This is a genomic window from Novosphingobium sp. BL-S-20 (genome assembly GCF_055521635.1).
Map to the genome: position 1 here is coordinate 841821 of NZ_CM145494.1, position 16091 is coordinate 857911.

At 60.2% G+C, this 16091-nt stretch carries 17 protein-coding genes; 9 read left to right on the plus strand and 8 right to left on the minus strand.

Annotation, left to right across the window (positions count from 1 at the left end; all coding sequences use genetic code 11):
• Nucleotides 1-171 precede the first annotated feature (171 nt).
• The 4 genes from ACZ1II_RS11670 (at nucleotide 172) to ACZ1II_RS11685 (ending at nucleotide 2920) form a co-directional block, all read left to right on the plus strand.
• On the plus strand, nucleotides 172-1413 hold the full coding sequence (locus tag ACZ1II_RS11670) for a lipoprotein-releasing ABC transporter permease subunit (RefSeq protein ID WP_465146574.1): 1242 nt from the start codon (nucleotides 172-174) through the stop codon (nucleotides 1411-1413).
• The gene (locus tag ACZ1II_RS11675; RefSeq protein ID WP_465146575.1) at nucleotides 1406-2080 is read left to right on the plus strand and encodes an ABC transporter ATP-binding protein; all 675 of its coding nucleotides are present in this window, start codon (nucleotides 1406-1408) and stop codon (nucleotides 2078-2080) included. Before ACZ1II_RS11670 ends, ACZ1II_RS11675 begins: the two co-directional genes overlap by 8 nt.
• 74 nt (nucleotides 2081-2154) lie before the next feature.
• Nucleotides 2155-2439, plus strand: a complete 285-nt coding sequence (locus tag ACZ1II_RS11680; RefSeq protein WP_465146576.1) for a hypothetical protein — start codon at nucleotides 2155-2157, stop codon at nucleotides 2437-2439.
• Entirely contained in the window at nucleotides 2423-2920 is a 498-nt protein-coding gene (locus ACZ1II_RS11685) for a glutathione peroxidase (protein ID WP_465146577.1), read from the plus strand. The genes ACZ1II_RS11680 and ACZ1II_RS11685 overlap by 17 nt, the downstream gene beginning before the upstream one ends.
• A gap of 25 nt (nucleotides 2921-2945) precedes the next feature.
• On the opposite strand, the gene ACZ1II_RS11690 is transcribed toward ACZ1II_RS11685, so the two are convergent.
• Nucleotides 2946-3611: an RcnB family protein gene (locus ACZ1II_RS11690; RefSeq protein WP_465146578.1), complete on the minus strand. Its 666-nt coding sequence runs from the start codon at nucleotides 3609-3611 to the stop codon at nucleotides 2946-2948.
• A gap of 297 nt (nucleotides 3612-3908) precedes the next feature.
• On the opposite strand from ACZ1II_RS11690, the gene dnaE reads away from it, so the two are divergent.
• Nucleotides 3909-7508: a DNA polymerase III subunit alpha gene (dnaE, locus tag ACZ1II_RS11695; protein ID WP_465146579.1), complete on the plus strand. Its 3600-nt coding sequence runs from the start codon at nucleotides 3909-3911 to the stop codon at nucleotides 7506-7508.
• 9 nt (nucleotides 7509-7517) lie between these two features.
• Here dnaE and ACZ1II_RS11700 read toward each other — a convergent pair whose 3' ends face one another.
• From ACZ1II_RS11700 to ACZ1II_RS11725, 6 genes are all read right to left on the minus strand, one after another.
• A complete protein-coding gene (locus ACZ1II_RS11700; RefSeq protein WP_465146580.1) occupies nucleotides 7518-7742 on the minus strand; it encodes a hypothetical protein in 225 nt (74 codons plus the stop codon).
• Nucleotides 7743-7813: 71 nt separating this feature from the next.
• On the minus strand, nucleotides 7814-8164 hold the full coding sequence (locus ACZ1II_RS11705) for a hypothetical protein (protein WP_465146581.1): 351 nt from the start codon (nucleotides 8162-8164) through the stop codon (nucleotides 7814-7816).
• 169 nt (nucleotides 8165-8333) lie between these two features.
• Nucleotides 8334-9404 carry a PA0069 family radical SAM protein gene (locus ACZ1II_RS11710; protein WP_465147287.1) on the minus strand — a complete coding sequence of 357 codons (1071 nt, stop codon included), beginning with the start codon at nucleotides 9402-9404 and terminating at the stop codon, nucleotides 8334-8336.
• A 299-nt stretch (nucleotides 9405-9703) separates the two neighbouring features.
• A complete protein-coding gene (locus ACZ1II_RS11715; protein WP_465146582.1) occupies nucleotides 9704-9895 on the minus strand; it encodes a DUF6771 family protein in 192 nt (63 codons plus the stop codon).
• A 107-nt stretch (nucleotides 9896-10002) separates the two neighbouring features.
• Nucleotides 10003-10536 carry a hypothetical protein gene (locus tag ACZ1II_RS11720; RefSeq protein WP_465146583.1) on the minus strand — a complete coding sequence of 178 codons (534 nt, stop codon included), beginning with the start codon at nucleotides 10534-10536 and terminating at the stop codon, nucleotides 10003-10005.
• A 195-nt stretch (nucleotides 10537-10731) separates the two neighbouring features.
• Nucleotides 10732-11403: a hypothetical protein gene (locus tag ACZ1II_RS11725; RefSeq protein WP_465146584.1), complete on the minus strand. Its 672-nt coding sequence runs from the start codon at nucleotides 11401-11403 to the stop codon at nucleotides 10732-10734.
• Nucleotides 11404-11503: 100 nt separating this feature from the next.
• Here ACZ1II_RS11725 and ACZ1II_RS11730 point away from each other — a divergent pair, with 100 nt between their 5' ends.
• Complete coding sequence (locus ACZ1II_RS11730; RefSeq protein ID WP_465146585.1) at nucleotides 11504-11929, plus strand: D-Ala-D-Ala carboxypeptidase family metallohydrolase; 426 nt, start codon at nucleotides 11504-11506, stop codon at nucleotides 11927-11929.
• A 91-nt stretch (nucleotides 11930-12020) separates the two neighbouring features.
• On the opposite strand, the gene ACZ1II_RS11735 is transcribed toward ACZ1II_RS11730, so the two are convergent.
• On the minus strand, nucleotides 12021-12770 hold the full coding sequence (locus tag ACZ1II_RS11735) for a hypothetical protein (RefSeq protein WP_465146586.1): 750 nt from the start codon (nucleotides 12768-12770) through the stop codon (nucleotides 12021-12023).
• Between the two features lie 1158 nt (nucleotides 12771-13928).
• Between ACZ1II_RS11735 and ACZ1II_RS11740 the strand changes: the two genes are divergently transcribed.
• From ACZ1II_RS11740 to ACZ1II_RS11750, 3 genes are read left to right on the plus strand one after another with little or no spacing between them, the layout of a single operon-like run.
• Nucleotides 13929-15374, plus strand: coding sequence for a DEAD/DEAH box helicase family protein (locus tag ACZ1II_RS11740; protein WP_465146587.1), 1446 nt, complete (start codon nucleotides 13929-13931; stop codon nucleotides 15372-15374).
• Between the two features lie 44 nt (nucleotides 15375-15418).
• Nucleotides 15419-15751, plus strand: a complete 333-nt coding sequence (locus ACZ1II_RS11745) for a hypothetical protein (protein ID WP_465146588.1) — start codon at nucleotides 15419-15421, stop codon at nucleotides 15749-15751.
• Nucleotides 15748-16050: a hypothetical protein gene (locus ACZ1II_RS11750; protein WP_465146589.1), complete on the plus strand. Its 303-nt coding sequence runs from the start codon at nucleotides 15748-15750 to the stop codon at nucleotides 16048-16050. The genes ACZ1II_RS11745 and ACZ1II_RS11750 overlap by 4 nt, the downstream gene beginning before the upstream one ends.
• Nucleotides 16051-16091: the final 41 nt, after the last annotated feature.

The following is a 16091-nucleotide window of genomic DNA, read 5'->3' on the forward strand; positions in this document are numbered from 1 at the left end:
CGATGCCAAGGGAGCCGAATCGCCCGCCGGACGTTTGGTCAGCTTCGATGGGCACCCTTTCAGGCGCTCCCGTTCATCCTGCCGACACGCGGATACCCCCATCAGCTTGCCAGCTTTCCGACATGTGCTTAATGCCGGGCTTACCTGCCCGATCTCAGACGGACCCGTCGCTTGATCCTATCCCCTTTCGAATGGACCATCGCCAAGCGCTACATGCTGCCCGGAAAGGGCGAGCGCTTCATTGCCCTTGTCGCTGGCATCAGCCTGGTCGCGGTCATGCTGGGCGTCGCCGCGCTGGTGATCGTCATGAGCGTGATGAACGGCTTCCGCGCCGAACTGTTCGACAAGATCGTCGGGCTCAATGGCCATGCCATCATCCAGGCCTATGGCGGTCGTCTCGACGACTGGCAGGGCGTGCTCAAGGACGTTCGCGCGACGCCGGGCGTCACCCGGGCCTCGCCGCTGATCGATCAGCCGCTGATGACTACTTTCAACGGCCGGGTCGAAGGGATCCTCGTCCGCGGTAATACGAGTGAAGACCTTGCACGGCTCATGGACAAGGTGAAGGCGGGGGACCTCGCCGAAGTTGCTCCGGGCAGCGACAATGTTGCGATTGGCGCTCAGCTCGCGCAGAATCTCGGCGCGCAAGTGGGCGACACGATCACCGTCATCAATCCGCTCGGCCGCTCGACGCCGTTCGGCACGGTGCCGCGCCAGATCGCTTACCGGGTCGCCGCGATCTTCGAGATCGGCATCTACGACTACGACAAGGCCTATGTGGTCATGCCGCTCAAGGACGCGCAGACGCTCATGCTGACCGGCGACACCATCGGCATGATCGAAGTGACCACCAACAATCCCGACAAGGTCGGCGAAATCCTCGCGCCGCTCGAACGCCAGCTCAAGGGCCGGGCGATCGTCACCGACTGGAAGACCATCAATGCCTCGCTGTTCGAGGCGCTGGCGGTCGAGCGGGTGGCGATGTTCGTGGTGCTCTCGATCATCGTGCTGGTGGCGGTGTTCAACATCCTCTCCTCGCTGATCATGCTGGTGCGCGCCAAGACCCGCGACATCGCGATCCTGCGAACGATGGGCGCGACCCGGCGCTCGCTGCTCAAGGTCTTCGTGACGACCGGCTTCTGCATTGGCGCGCTCGGCACCGTGGCAGGCGTGCTGCTGGGCATGATGTTCCTCTACTTCCGCCAGCCCATCGTCCATTTCGTGGAGATCGTGACCGGCCAGAACCTCTGGGACCCTTCGATCCGCTTCCTGACCGAGCTGCCCTCGCGGCCCGATCCGGTGGAGATCGCGGTGATCTGCGTGATGGCCCTGATCTTCAGCTTCCTCGCCACGCTCTACCCCGCCTTCAAGGCGGCGAGCACCGATCCCGTGCAGGTGCTGCGCTATGAATGATCCTGTAGTTCGCCTCGACAAGCTGACCCGCAGCTTCGAGCAGGGCGGTGTCCGCATCGACGTGCTGCGCGGCGTCGATCTCAATGTCCAGCCGGGAGAGATCGTCGCGCTGCTGGGGCCTTCGGGTTCGGGCAAGTCGACGATGCTCCAGGCCATCGGTCTCCTCGAAGGCGGCTTCGGCGGTCGGATCGAGATTGCCGGGATCGACGCCTCGAAGCTCGGCAAGGACCGCCGCGCGGCGGTGCGGCGCGATCACATCGGCTTCGTCTACCAGTTCCACCACCTCCTGCCCGACTTCAACGCGATAGAGAATGTGGTTCTGCCGCAGCTCATCACCGGCAAGTCGCGCGAGGAATGCGAGGCACGGGCGACCGAACTGCTCGGCGCGCTCGGCCTTGGCCAGCGGCTCGACCATCGCCCGAGCAAGCTCTCCGGCGGCGAGCAGCAGCGCGTGGCCGTGGCCCGCGCGCTGGCGAACAAGCCGCGACTGGTGCTGGCCGACGAACCGACCGGCAATCTCGATGAGAAAACCGCCGACAAGGTCTTCGCCCAGTTCCTCGAACTGGTGCGCGGGCAGGGCAGCGCCGCGCTCGTGGCTACTCATAACGAGCGTCTGGCTGCCGCGATGGACCGCGTGGTAAGACTGCACGATGGGGTGCTGACCTGATGTTCATCGAAGGAACATCCTGCGTGGTCTAAGCGTTTTAGCCTTAGAGGCAAGGCGCGCGAAAGGAGCGTTTTATGAGCGACTTTCCCACTACCATCCAAGGCCATCCGGCGGGCGAAGGTCCCGGCTGGAACGACAGTGCCGAACTGCACAAGACGGCCGACGGTGGAGGTGTATTCAATGTGTTCAAGGCCATCCGCAGAGATACGCTGGCCAACCTGATCCGCTACGTCATGCACTTGCCCGAAGCGGACCAGGGCAACTATTCCGTTCAGAAGGACGGTGACAGGCTGCTGGAAATCGTTGAGATACGCCGTCTTTATCGAAGGACGGATTTCCCCCATGGCGTCACCGGCTGACCCGCGCACGATCGCGGATTTCGAAGCGCAACTGCCCGGCGGCGAGGCGGTAAGTCTCGCCGGCCGGCTCGGCAAGGTTCTCTTGGTCGTAAATACTGCCAGCAAGTGCGGCTTCACCCCGCAATATGCTGGGCTTGAGAACCTCTGGCGCAAGTACCGCGATCGGGGCTTCGAGGTCATCGCCTTTCCCTGCAACCAGTTCGGCGCGCAGGAACCAGGCTCGGCTGACGAGATCGCCTCGTTCTGCGAGGTGAATTTCGGCCTCTCGTTCCCGCTCATGGGCAAGATCGACGTCAACGGCGAGGATGCCGTGCCACTCTGGACCTGGCTCAAGAGCGAGGCGCCCGGCCTGCTCGGCAGCAAGTCGATCAAGTGGAACTTCACCAAGTTCCTGATCGGCCGCGATGGCAAGGTCGTGCGCCGCTATGCCCCGACCGACAAGCCCGAGCGGCTGGAAAAGGACATCGAGGCGCTGCTCTAGGGACTGAGGCAGCGCCTCGCGTGGTTCAGTAGAACGCGCCGTAGATGACATCGACGACACGGCGGCTGCGGCGGTTCACCAGCAGGAGATCGGGACCGTAACGGACCCAGTAATAACCTGCGGGCGGCGGGCCGACGCCGATCATGCCGTAATCCTGGAACAGGTAGGTCGACGACAGGAAGATCGCCGGCAGCATCATGTTGATCGACCAGCGGCGATACTTGTAGCCGCGAGGGTAGCGATAGGCCGGAGCGCGCATCGGCCGGAACGTGCTAGGCCTGCCCGCGCCGGGACGATGCGGACGGCTGACTACGGGCGGACGCTGATGGCCCGGCTGGCCGGGGCGGTAGGCGCCTTGCGGAGGCCTGTGGTCATTGCCTGCGCCGGGGCGGCCAGGTTGCCCGTGGTTGCCGCCGGGCCGGGTGGGTTGCGGCTGGGGAACCGGCTGCGGCGCGGGCTGAGGCCGATTGCTGCCCGCACCCGGATTGGTCGGTCTTCCCCCGCCCGGTTGGCCACCTCCGGGCTGACCCGGACGATTGGCACCGCCGCTGCCTCCACCGCCGGGCGGTCTCGCGCTCTGGCCGTGCGACCCATCGGGCCGGTTTTGCTGCGCCAAGGCTGCGAACTCCGATGGCAGGATGCCTTCGGGTGCCAGCAGGAGAGGGACGAAAGCGAGATAGGCGAACTTCATTCACGCGTCTCCAGAACCGTCGCTTGGACAAAAGACGTTAAGCGCCGGAACCGGCGCGGCATGTGCATGAATTCTCAGGGTTCTTGAAGAAGCCGGAGCGGAATGTCCGGCAAGGACAGGAACGTGCGCGACCATGAGCCGATTTCCCGTCGTTATCAAGGCGCTCTTTGGAGGAGGGCGTGGTCGGGTTCCGGCAAGGTCAATCTGCGCCATTTTGGAGGCACCGATCTCCCTATCCCCCGGCTTATCCCCAGACGCGCCTTGATCGGGCATGGGGGCAATGCCTAAATTCCGCCGATGGCCCACGCACCTTTCGTACCGCTCCGCATCTTTTCCAGTTTCACGATGCTGGACGGCGCGATCGACCCCAAGGCCGCCGCCAAGCTCGCCAAGGAGCGCAATTTCCCCGCCGCCGCCATCTGCGACCGCAACGGTCTCTACGGTGCGCCGACTTATGCCCAGGCCTGCAAGGGCGCCGGAGTACAGCCGATCGTCGGCACTTTCCTCGCGGTCGCCCGACCCGGTGCGGTGAAGCAGGGGCAGGACCGCCCGATCGACTGGCTGGCGCTCTTCGCCCAGAACGAGGCGGGCTGGCTCAACTTGTGCGATCTCGTCAGCCGCGCACACCTCGACCGGCCGCTGCATCTCGAAGCCCATGTCGAACTGGACGACTTGCGTGGTCATACCGACGGGTTGATCTGCCTCACCGGCGGCGGCGAAGGCGCGCTCGCCCGGCTTTACGCGGCGGATCGGGTGGAGGCCGCCGAAAGCTATTGCGACAGCTTGCAGGCGCTGTTCGGCAACCGCCTCTACATCGAGATCGCCCGCACCGGCGACGCGGCCGAGGACGGCAGCGAGGAAGACCTCATCGCGCTCGCCTATGCCCGCGACATTCCGCTCGTCGGCACCAATCCCGCGCAATATGCCGAGGCGAAGTTCCACGCCGCGCATGATGCCATGCTCTGCATCGCCAATTCGACCCAGGTCGATGCCGCCGACCGCCCGCGCTCCTCGCCGGAGCGCTGGGTCAAGCCGGTCGAGACGATGCAGGAGATGTTCGCGGACCTGCCCGAGGCGCTGGCCAATACGCTCGTCGTCGCGCAGCGCTGCGCCTATATGCCGCCGCGCCGCAAGCCGCTGTTGCCCAGCCTCGCGGGCGACCTTGAGGGCGAGGCGCGGATGCTGGCGGACAATTCCCGTGCCGGCCTTGCCCGCCGACTCGCGCCTTACTGGCCGGAGGTCACCGAGGACGAACTCGACGCCGCCATGGCCTTGCAGGGCGAGGAGCGCGAGGCTGCCTACAAGGAGCTGGCCGAACGCGGGGTGACCGAGGATTTCCTCGACTATGCCAAGCGCCTCGATTTTGAAGTGCAGATCATCGTCGGCATGGGCTTCCCCGGCTATTTCCTGATCGTTGCCGACTTCATCAAGTGGGCCAAGGACAACGACATTCCGGTTGGGCCGGGCCGTGGTTCGGGCGCAGGCTCGCTGGTCGCCTGGGCGCTGACCGTGACCGACCTCGACCCGCTCAAGCTCGGCTTGCTGTTCGAACGCTTCCTGAACCCGGAACGCGTCTCGATGCCCGACTTCGACATCGACTTCTGCGAAACCCGGCGCGGGGAGGTGATCCGCTACGTCCAGAGCAAGTATGGGCACGATCACGTCGCCCAGATCATCACTTTCGGCAAGATGAAGGCCCGCGCGGTGCTGCGCGACTGCGGCCGCATTCTGCAGATGAGCTATGGCCGGGTCGACAGCCTCTGCAAGATGGTGCCCAACCATCCGACCGACCCCTGGACCCTGACCGAGGCGCTTCATGGCCGCAAGCAGCACGGCGTGACCAAGGACCCGCCGGTCGCCGAATTCCGCCGCGAATACGATGTCGATCACGAGGTGAAGCGTCTCGTCGATCTTGCCGTGCAGCTGGAAGGCCTGCCGCGTAACTCGTCCACCCACGCGGCGGGCGTGGTCATCGGCGATCGCCCGCTGGCGCAGCTGGTGCCGCTCTACCGCGATCCGCGCTCCGATATGCCGGTGACGCAGTTCGACATGAAGTCGGTGGAAGACACCGGCCTCGTGAAGTTCGACTTCCTCGGCCTCAAGACTCTCTCGGTGCTGAAGAAGGCCTGCGACCTGCTGGAACGGCGCGGCATCTCGATCAACCTCTCGACCCTCGCGTGGGACGATACGGCGGTCTACGAGTTGCTCAAGCGCGGCGATACGGTCGGCGTGTTCCAGCTCGAATCGGAAGGCATGCGCCGCACCCTGGCGGCAGTGAAGCCGACCAATTTTGGCGACATCATCGCGCTCGTTTCACTCTACCGTCCCGGCCCGATGGACAACATTCCGCTATTCGGTCGCCGCAAGAACGGGCTGGAATCGATCGAATATCCGCATGAGAAGCTCTCGGGCATCCTGAGCGAGACGTACGGGATCTTCGTCTATCAGGAACAGGTCATGCAGGCCGCGCAGATCCTGGCGGGCTACTCGCTGGGCGATGCAGACCTTCTGCGCCGCGCCATGGGCAAGAAAGTCCAGGCGGAAATGGACAAGCAGCGCCAGCGCTTCGTCGACGGCTGCAAGGAAGTTTCGAATATCGAACCGGCCAAGGCCAACGAACTGTTCGACTTGATCGACAAGTTCGCGGGCTACGGCTTCAACAAGTCGCACGCCGCCGCTTACGCGCTGCTCGCCTATCACACGGCGTGGTTCAAGGCGCACTACCCCCACGAATTCTACGCCGCTTCGATGTGCTTTGACATGCACCAGTCGGAAAAACTGGCGATCTTCGTGGACGACGCCCGCCGCAACGGCATCCAGCTCGCCGCGCCCGATATCAACATGTCGGAAGCCGAATTCTGCGTCGAGGAAACGCCGGACAGCCACGCGGTACGCTATGCGCTGGCGGGCATCCGCAATGTCGGCGAAAAGGCGATGGACGCGCTCGTCGCCGAGCGCGAGGCGAACGGCAAGTTCGTCAGCCTGGACGACGTGTTCCGCCGTGCCCCGGCCGGATCGATGAACCGCCGCCAGCTCGAAAGCCTTGCCGCGGCAGGCGGTTTCGACGGGCTGGAGCCGAATCGCGCCAAAGTTCTCGCCAATGCCGACACGCTACTGGCCGAGGCCGACCGTTCCTCGCGTGAGCGCAATTCGGACCAGAACAGCCTGTTCGGCGGCGACGATCATGTCGAGCAGGGCCTGCGCCTCGTGGAGGCCGAGCCCTGGAATCGCACCGACCAGATGGCGAAGGAGCGCGAGACTTTCGGCTTCTACTTCGCCGCGCACCCGGTCGAGCAATATCGCGCGGTGGCTTCGGCCAATGGCGCGCGGACTTATTCGAGCCTGATGACCGGCGGCGGCGCCGGGCGCACCGGCGGGGTGATGGCGGCCATGGTCGAGAACGTCCAGAAGCGGAAGACGAAGCGCGGCAAGGATTTCGTCATGGCCGACTTTTCCGACCAGTCCGGCAATTTCTCGGCCTCGTGTTTCGAGGAAAGCCTGGTCGAGAACTTCGTGCGCTGGTCGAAGGAAGGGGCCTGCGTGCTCCTCACCGTCGAACTGGACAGCCCCAGCCCGGATGAGCCGCCGCGCGTGACAGTGCGGGGGGCGAGGCCGCTGAATGAGGTGAAAGCGGACGCGCGGATGCTGCTGACGCTCGATATCGACCGGGTCGACGCGGTGCAGGAACTGGCGATGCTGATGCGTCCCGGAGCACCGGGCTGCGGCGAAGTCGTGGCAAGGCTCGATCTGGGCCAAGGGCGGCAGCAGAAGGTCCGGTTAGGACGTGATTTCGCGTTGGACGGTGACTTCGCAGAACACCTTTCCAGCGTGGCGGGAATATCCAACGTGTCGCTGATCGCGCGTCGCGGCCCCGAGGGTCTGCGCCGCGCTGCCTGACAGGCTTGTTCAGGTGCCGAGATTGCCGCCTGCTTCGGCAGCGGGATCGTCGTTTGCGGCGTGGTTCTTCGTGCCTTGGCTGAACAGATAGATTCCCCCAGCCACGACGATCAGCAGGATAAGCGCCATCACGATCCCGGTCGCACCCCCGGACGAGCCGCGTTCGCGAATGACCGTGGTCGTCGTCGAAGGGGCTTCAGGTGCGCGCTCGATGCGCTCGGGTTGATCGGCCATTCCACATCCTGTCCAATTCTGTCGTTGGGCAGAAAAACGTCCGAGCCAGCGTTTGGTTTCTGGCGTCCGCTTCAGGTCGTCACGCGAATCTGGTTCGCTTCGCCGACGCGGACATGGATTTGGTAATAGTATTTGTCGGAGGGTTTGCCGTTGCTGCTGAACGCGATCCGCACCCTTTGCGCCACGCCGCGTACGATAACGCGGTGACCTCCCAGTCGTTTGCGAATGCGGTCGAGGTCGGTGGTGCCGACGAGTTCCCGCATGGCGGTCGGCGTCATCGCCACGGTCAGGCAATTGCGGTCGCGATAGTCGGATTCGGAATTGAGGTAGAACAGACCGTTCTGTTGCCCCACTTCGGCAATCGGCATCTCGAACATGCCCGCGACCCCGGCCTTGTCGCCGAGGTATGAGGCATATGTCACGGCTTCGATGGGAGAGAGGCAGCCCCCGGCGCATGAAAGCTGCCGGAATACAGGGCGAGCGGCCTGGGCGACTGGCGGTAGGGATGCGGCGGAGAGCGCTGCTTCGGTCAAAAGAACGAGACTTGCCAGGAACATGCCGTCTGCCTCCGGAAAGGGTAGGATCGAAAGGCTATAGCAGCGAGAGTTGACCGTCCAGCGACGGTCTTCGAAAGCTGGAGCAGTCGAAGGCGTGGGCGGGGCGGGAAAACCCCATGCGCGTCATCGCCAGCCGGAAGCGGTGGCGGAACAGGTCTGCCCAGACGCCTTTGGGGCGCATGCGCGTGAAGAAATTCGGATCGTTGTCTTTGCCCCCGCGCATGGACTGTATCGTCGCCATGACCTTGCCAGCCCGGTCGGGGAAGTGGGCCTCCAGCCATTCGCGGAACAGCGGCGCCACTTCGTGCGGCAGGCGGATCATGATCCAGGTGGCATGACGGATGCCCTGGTCCAGCGATGCTGCGAGAATTTCCTCCAGGTACTGATCGGTGATCGAGGGAATGACCGGCGCGATCGAGACATGGGCGGGAACGCCCGCGGCGGCCAGCTTGCCGAGTGCCGCGATCCGCTTGGCGGGGGCCGCTGCGCGCGGTTCCAGCAGGCGGGAGAGCCGGGGGTCCATGCTGGTTATCGATATGGCCACGGATATGAGGCTATGCCGCGCCATTTCGGCAATCAGGTCCAGATCCTGCAACACTCGGTCGGACTTGGTGGTGATCGTGACCGGGTGGCGCGTTTCCAGGCAGAGTTCCAGCACGCTGCGGGTGATCCGGTAGCGTCCCTCGATCGGCTGGTAGGGATCGGTGTTCGTGCCCATGGCTATCGGTGCCGGGCGATAGCTCGGTTTGGCGAGCGCCGCACGCAGCAGGCGCGCCGCGTCTGGTTTGGCGAAGAGCTTCGTTTCGAAATCGAGACCGGGGGAGAGATCGTGATAGGCATGGGTCGGCCGGGCGAAGCAATAGATGCACCCGTGCTCGCATCCATTATACGGTTGCACGCTCCGATCAAACGGTATGTCCGGGCTTGAATTAAAAGACAAAATGGATTTCGGGAAAAGCTCTTGAACGGTCGTGCGTAGTTTCCCTGCAGGACCATCGATTGCTTCCCTTTCGTCGAGCCAATCCAAATCAGCTTCGCGCTGGGGCAGGTTGAAACGCTTGCTTACCGCGTTGCTAGGAGCGCCGCGTCCTGAGATTGGTTCGATCATTTTAACCTCGTAAGCGCCGGGCGAGTTCTTTCCATTTTCGATCATCAGACATCCACTCGGGCCGGTCAGGTTGTGCCGGGGTCGGGCGTATCTTGACCGGGCGGCGCTTACACTTGCGGCAGCGCAGATGAGCAGGAACCATTTCCATCGCGACGCTCCAACCGTGGAGCGCATACCATTGCCCAAGCTTTCCTGCGTCGAGCACGCCCTTATGCCCACAGCGGCAAAGCGCCTCTAGGTTCGCATCCCGGCGAGGGAAGTCGTAGAGGCTACGGAAGCTGATGTTCGCTGCCACGTCACGGGAACAGGTCTAGCTGGTCTGGGTCTGGAATGCCGGGATAGTCCTCGATTCGCTCAACGATTGACTGAGCGAGTTCGGCAGCGGCTTTCTCGCGCATCTTCTCGTCGGGCATGGTGATGCCAACCCTAGCCCACGCAGGGGCGTTGAGGATCGCCATTGAGAGTTGCTGGGGGTCGATTCGTTCCATGCGCTCAGGATAGAACAAATGTGGAACATCAAGCAAGGCCGCGACTCATGGAGAAGCCCGCCAGTTTCCTGACGGGCTCCCATACCAACTATAAGCGTACCTATTTATCAGTCCCTTAGGGGCCTGCCTGCTAGCGCGTCGCCAATCGTAGATACCAAATGGCGCACATCGTTCGGGTGAACCGGATCGAGGCGGTCATTCAGCCAACTCGCATACGCGGTTTTGATTAGGGCCATCGCAGCTTCGTTGCGCTCCTCCACGGAGGGGAAGTGATGCGGCCTCTCGTTGATCTTCATGCGCGGACCTTCCTTGAAGGTTGGCAACTGATCTCCACCGATAGCGAGATTCTTTATCTCGGCGCATACCACCTTGGCGGCTTCGGGCTGCTTTCCGTAAAGCTTCACCGCCTCGTCCCAAGCGTCACTGTAAGCTTGCTCGGTTTCCTTGATGTAGAGGTCAGCACGAACGCTATTGAGGATCGAGCCCACAACATCTAGGCGTTCCTCAAGCTGGCGAATGGCATCCCTGTTATCGTCATGAAGGGCGCGCATCTTATCGTCGAGCATCGTCAGACGAGCGTTCAAGGCGGTTAGCGCGGCGATCAAGTCAGCGTCGGCCATAATATCAATTTGTGTAGTCATCTCAGGTTTTCTCCCACTTCTTCTGGTGGTTTGTTGTTCAGTCGTTCTACTTATCAGGGCTTGTGAGCCTCGATAGCGCGATCCAGCGCAGCGAACATGATCGCCCAAAAGTCGGGCTTGCTCTCACTCAGAGTGGCGAGGTCTGTAGACATGATATCCACAACCTCCTCCACAGGCATCGGCGCGGCTGGAAGTTCAGGCATCGGAAGCACCTTCCAACTGGAAGAGGCCGGTTTCGTCGGTCTGGATGGGGGTTGCCTGATAATCGCGGGCATCAGTCCAGACGCCTTTGTTGGATGCCAGGAATTCATCAGCGTTCAGGAAAACGCGGTCCTCGATCACGAGGCTGATGGACGGCTCCGTACAAACCTGAGCAAACGGAGCGAACAAGAAGGTTGCTGAGAAGTCGCCTGCCGAATGGCCTTCAATTCCGATCTGGTCGGCAAGCAGGCTGGCGATGCGCGTGTAATCGTTGGGGCTGGTAATCGGCCTTTCGAGCACGACTGCGAGGATCAGTCGTTCCTCTGGTCGCTTGGTATAGGTCTCGTGCTGGCCGTGGATGAGGTAGCTGACATATGGGAAGTTTTGTAGCCTAGCGATAAGATGGGCTTTAATCTCGTATGGGAACGACAGCACCACTGCGGTCATTTCCTGAATGTCGATCTTGCTATGGGTTTGCTTGTAGCTTGCGAATGACCAGTAGTGCTCTTGCTTGTGCTTTCTGCTGTGCTCGATCAAGCTGTAGATATGGTCACTAGCTGGTGCGAAGTCATCAGTGCCGAAGAATGTCCCTACATAGGTTTCACGGACTTTGGCGCTTTTGGTTCGACGCTTGAATAGGCTCAAGCGGATAGATGGTTCGATCATTGTGTCTCCAATACAACGCGATAACAGCTTTGTTTGCTGTCAATATATTTATTGGAAACTGCCGATTTTTGGGGTCTATGGGCGACTGCTAAGTAGGTCTATGACAAACCTATCACCTCATTTCACGCTCGCAGAGCTAACCACGACCACTACCGGGATTGCCAACAATCCTAACGCGACTGAGTTGAAGCGCCTGACTGCGACGGCACAAGCAATGGAAGCTGTTCGAAAGCTTCTAGGTCATCCCATACGAGTGAACAGCGGCTTTCGTAGCGCGGCGGTCAATCGTGCTGTCGGGGGCTCTCCAACATCGGCCCATGCTCTCGGCTACGCGGTCGATTTCGTCTGCCCGGCCTTCGGTGATCCCATGGCAATCTGTCGCGCCATTGCGGCGTCAGGCATCAAGTTCGATCAGTTGATTATGGAGAAGAACCGTTGGGTTCATATCTCGTTCGATCCCCGCATGAGGCAGCAAGTGCTTTCGTGGTGGGGAGGGGCCTACAAGGTTGGTCTGGTCGCTAAGTAGAGCGACGACAGAATGCTCAACAGGGGCTGCTCAGTCTTGTGGTCGGAATCAAAGAACCCCGGAAAGCGGTTAAGCCTTCCGGGGTTTGCTCTTACTCGGTTTCCGCGAGTTCGGCGTTCTTGGCGGCGACCTGAGCCGCCTTCAAAAGCACCTTCCCGCGCTTCTTCGCGAGGTTGTCACGAGCAGCATCCTCAAGGGCTTTGAAGCCCATCAGGTAAACCTTGCCGCCTTCGACCTTGAACCAGACTTGGCCCTGCTGGGCGTCATCCGGGAGATCAATGACGGCTTCTCGCACGTCCTTCAAAGAACCAATCTCCAACGCGCCTCGCACAGACAGGCCGCGCTTCAACTCCTCCGCAGAGGAAGTCGCCGCACTCGCCTGCTGGTGTTCCTTCCGGTCCAGAATCTCGATGGCCTTGAGATGACCTTCGGTCCCCTCAATGTGGTCAACGATATCCTCGAGCGTCTGGAACTTCGATGCGCGCTTGTTGAAGTAGCGCATGACGCAAGCGTACTTCTCTGCGCTCCGATTGGGTTCGAAGAGGGTTGCGTCCTCTTCGTTCCACTTCCCGTAGAGAAGCTGGACAATCGGCAGATATGGGTTCGCACCGGGCTTGGTCGAAGCTTTGAGGCTGCGCTCCTTGAGAGCAGCATCCAAGCTCGCCTTCGGCTCGGCCTTGATCTTCTGGGCAACAAAGTACGCTTCCGCAATTTGCTTCCAGACGACGCGGTAACCCAAGACTTCAAACTCACGCTGCTTTTCGAGCGACTCAGGCAGAGTTGCCTTGAAGCCCTGAACCAGAGTGTTGACAGAGTTGGTCGAGTTGATGGTCTTCGTCATTGTTCGGCTTCCTTCTACCGAATTAACGGCCTAAGGGCCGCCAACATCACCTGATGTTGGCAACTCGGTTGTTGACCTTGTCGATCAACCAGCCAGCGCGAATGCTGACTGAGGACATCCGGTGAGCAGATACGACCAACGCACCATAGGGCTATGCGAGGGAAGAACAGTATCGCGACACTGCTGGGTCTGGCTCCTACATTGCTGCTGAGCCTACTCACACTAGGAGTGAGCACCACCACTGCCTGAGGCGAACCTCAACCAGATTTCCACGGCTTGTGACCGCAGCGTTTTTACTCATGACAAGCATGAGGCAACAGGTGAGTGGAGATGAAAACCTGACGATGATTTCAAAGAGCACTCGGGGTTGCCCCCGATGACTGCTGGGTAGATCGGCATTCGTTAATATCGGGTTATTCCTCAAAGATTTCGACGCAACGGCGCACCACCCCAAAAGCGGCTACGCCGTGTTTCTTTGATCCTTTCGTTCTGGCATGTTGACGAATTGGAAGGCCAGAACAAATCGTAATCAGAGGAACCGCAGTCCAGATAAAACCCGGCTGGAATGCGAGCTTGTCTCGCATGGAGGCAGGGAATTTATCTGGATTGCCGGTAGGGCCGCGAACGCGGTCATGCCGCCAGTCAGCTAGTAGAAGCTTTGGCATGTGGTGATTGATTGGAAGGCAAAGCCCTCAGGTCGGACAAGCCGCCCAGATGGCTTGCCTGCGAATGAGACTTCTCGGCCTGTCTCTTACGAGCCAGTCCAGAAGTCCCATCCGCGTTTTCTTCTGAAATAGATCGACGCAACGAAAAACCTATTAGTATATATTAATCGTTGCGTATGTACGGGTAGTGCGCCGTTGCGTCACTTCTATAATGACGCGGAAATATCGGATTTGTTATAAATAGAACTGTAGACGCAGGGCTCGAAACGCTGCCGTCTATGGCAGCAGAGTCTTGTTCTACCAGAAACAATGAATCAGACCCGTTGCGCAATTCGAGCCTGCGCAGCGGGTTCATTGTTTTCTGGAGTAAATGAATGTCCAAATCTTCTACCAATCGAAGCGAACTGCTTCCAGACAGCCACACGAGACACCAACTCTCATTCGCTGATTTTAACTCGGCATTGATGTTCACGCTGGCAATGGGTGGCGCAGTATGAGCCAGGTCATCCACTACGTCAGCGCGCCCGCAGGTTCGGGCAAGACGCACCAGCTAGTTCACCACGCGATCAACGAAGCCCACAACGGCCAGAAATATCTCATCGCGCAGCCCACAATCGAACTCATCAAGCAGACCCAGCGCAAAATCAAGGCAGCCGGATACGCTGGCGTGACCTCGATCTACAAGCTGTACGATTGGGAGAACGTAAGCGCCAAGATCAGCAAGCACCTGACACAGAGCGTTCCCGATCAGGGCGAGATTCTGCTCATCACCCATGAAGCTTTGCGTCGTTTCCGCGACAAGGGCTTGCTCACTCATTGGCACCTCGTCGTCGACGAATTCATGGGCGTATTCGAGCATATCCCACTGAACATCGCTTTGACGCACCACATCGTAACGGACCACCTAGAGCTATCTGAGGAGGTGAAACCGGGCGTCAGTGTCGTGCTTGCGAAGACGCCAGTTGAACTCGAAAAGCTGATTGCCAACCGCAAGGAAGACATAAACGTCGAAAACTTCCTGCCATTGCTGCGCCCGATCCAGAGCCTAGACCACAAAGTCTACGTGGACACCGAGCGCTATCTGGACCTCAGGAACAATGCCGACACAGAAGGCAGGATGAACTTCTTTGTCATCCTAGAGCCGACATTCGTTGAGGGTTACAAGTCCGTGACCTTCCTTGGCGCTAATGCCGAGCAGACAGAAATGTACGTGCTCTGGCAGCACTTGTTTGACGTTAAGTGGAAGCAGCACGAAGCTTTATCAAAGGGCTTGCTCTATCAGCAGCACACCTCAGGGCCACGTCTGACGATCAGCTATCTGTTCGAGAAGCCTTGGAGCAAGAAGCACGCAAGGTCGTTCGATGATGACGGTACGACGCTCGACAAGGTGCGCTCATTCGTAGTGAAGCACTTCGAAAACGAGCGTTTCCTCTGGCATGCGAACACGATGGTCAAGGATGGCTTCTTCCCTGCCGAAGATCGCCTGCCGAGTGTCGCCCACGGTCTTGATCGCGCCGACTACCGCAAATGTAATCGTGTGGTGCTCATCAGCGCGCTGAACCGCAGGGACGAGGCTTATGCGTTTCTCGACAGCATCGGTATCGACGCGCAGGCATCACATGCGATGATTTCCTATCAGGCCGACTATCAGGCCATGATGCGTTGCTCGCTTCGTGACCCAGCATCCATCGCGGAAGTTGAGGTTGTCGTCGGGAGCAAGGGCAATGCCGAATGGCTGGCCGAACGCTTCCCCGGCTGTTCGGTGCGCCAGCTTGACCATGGCATCGCAGGGCCTCGCCGTCGCGGTCGTCCAGAAGTCGAAAGGCCAATGACCAGCACGGAGCGTTCACAGAAGCGCCGCGCAAATGAGAAGGCCGCTAAGGAAGCCGCTTTCAGGGCACGTCAGGAAGCCGCAAAGAGGTTAGACGGCAAAGCCTAAATACCAACGAACTCCGTAGAACAAAACATAAGGAGAGAATGCAAATGACGACTTTTCACTACCCGCTAAAGGTACGCGCTCATGGTAGCTGGTACAGTTACAGCCAACCGTCCGTAGGCTGGCAGTCTGGCGATTGGCTTTGGTCCCTCGAAGATGAGTTGACCAAAATGCCTGAGGCGTTGGCCGAGAAGCTTGAAGGCTGGGAGGCTGTCTACATCGAGGACGACCGCGCCGAGGATTGCTGCGTATGGGCGCTATCCAGTGCTCAGGCGCAATGGTTCCACCGCGAAAGCGAGATCATGTCCGGCACGGTGTTCTGGTTTAGCGCGTCCTCTGATGCCGTGTATGCCAAGCTGGCGTTCGGAGGTTCGCAGTGAACGGCAATTCCATGTCCTACGGTCCAAGTCGCTCCGGCAAATCGATGGTCGGAATCAGCAACCTGTTTCCTGAGCATTTCATTCAACCCGAATGCTATTTCACGGTGGAGCGGTGGGCCGACAAATTCCGTGTCACCTTCCACGTCGATGAAGCCGAATTCAAACTCATCCACCAATGGTTCATAGAGCGTGATCTGAAACCCAAGCGGATCGCGTATGCCAATATCGCGGGCTGGGAAGTGGTTTGTGATCGTGACATAGCTATGCTGGCAAAGCTTTCGTGGGGTGGTGTTGTTTAATAGTGACGCAGTTATCTCTGAGATAGTATGATGTAATGGTA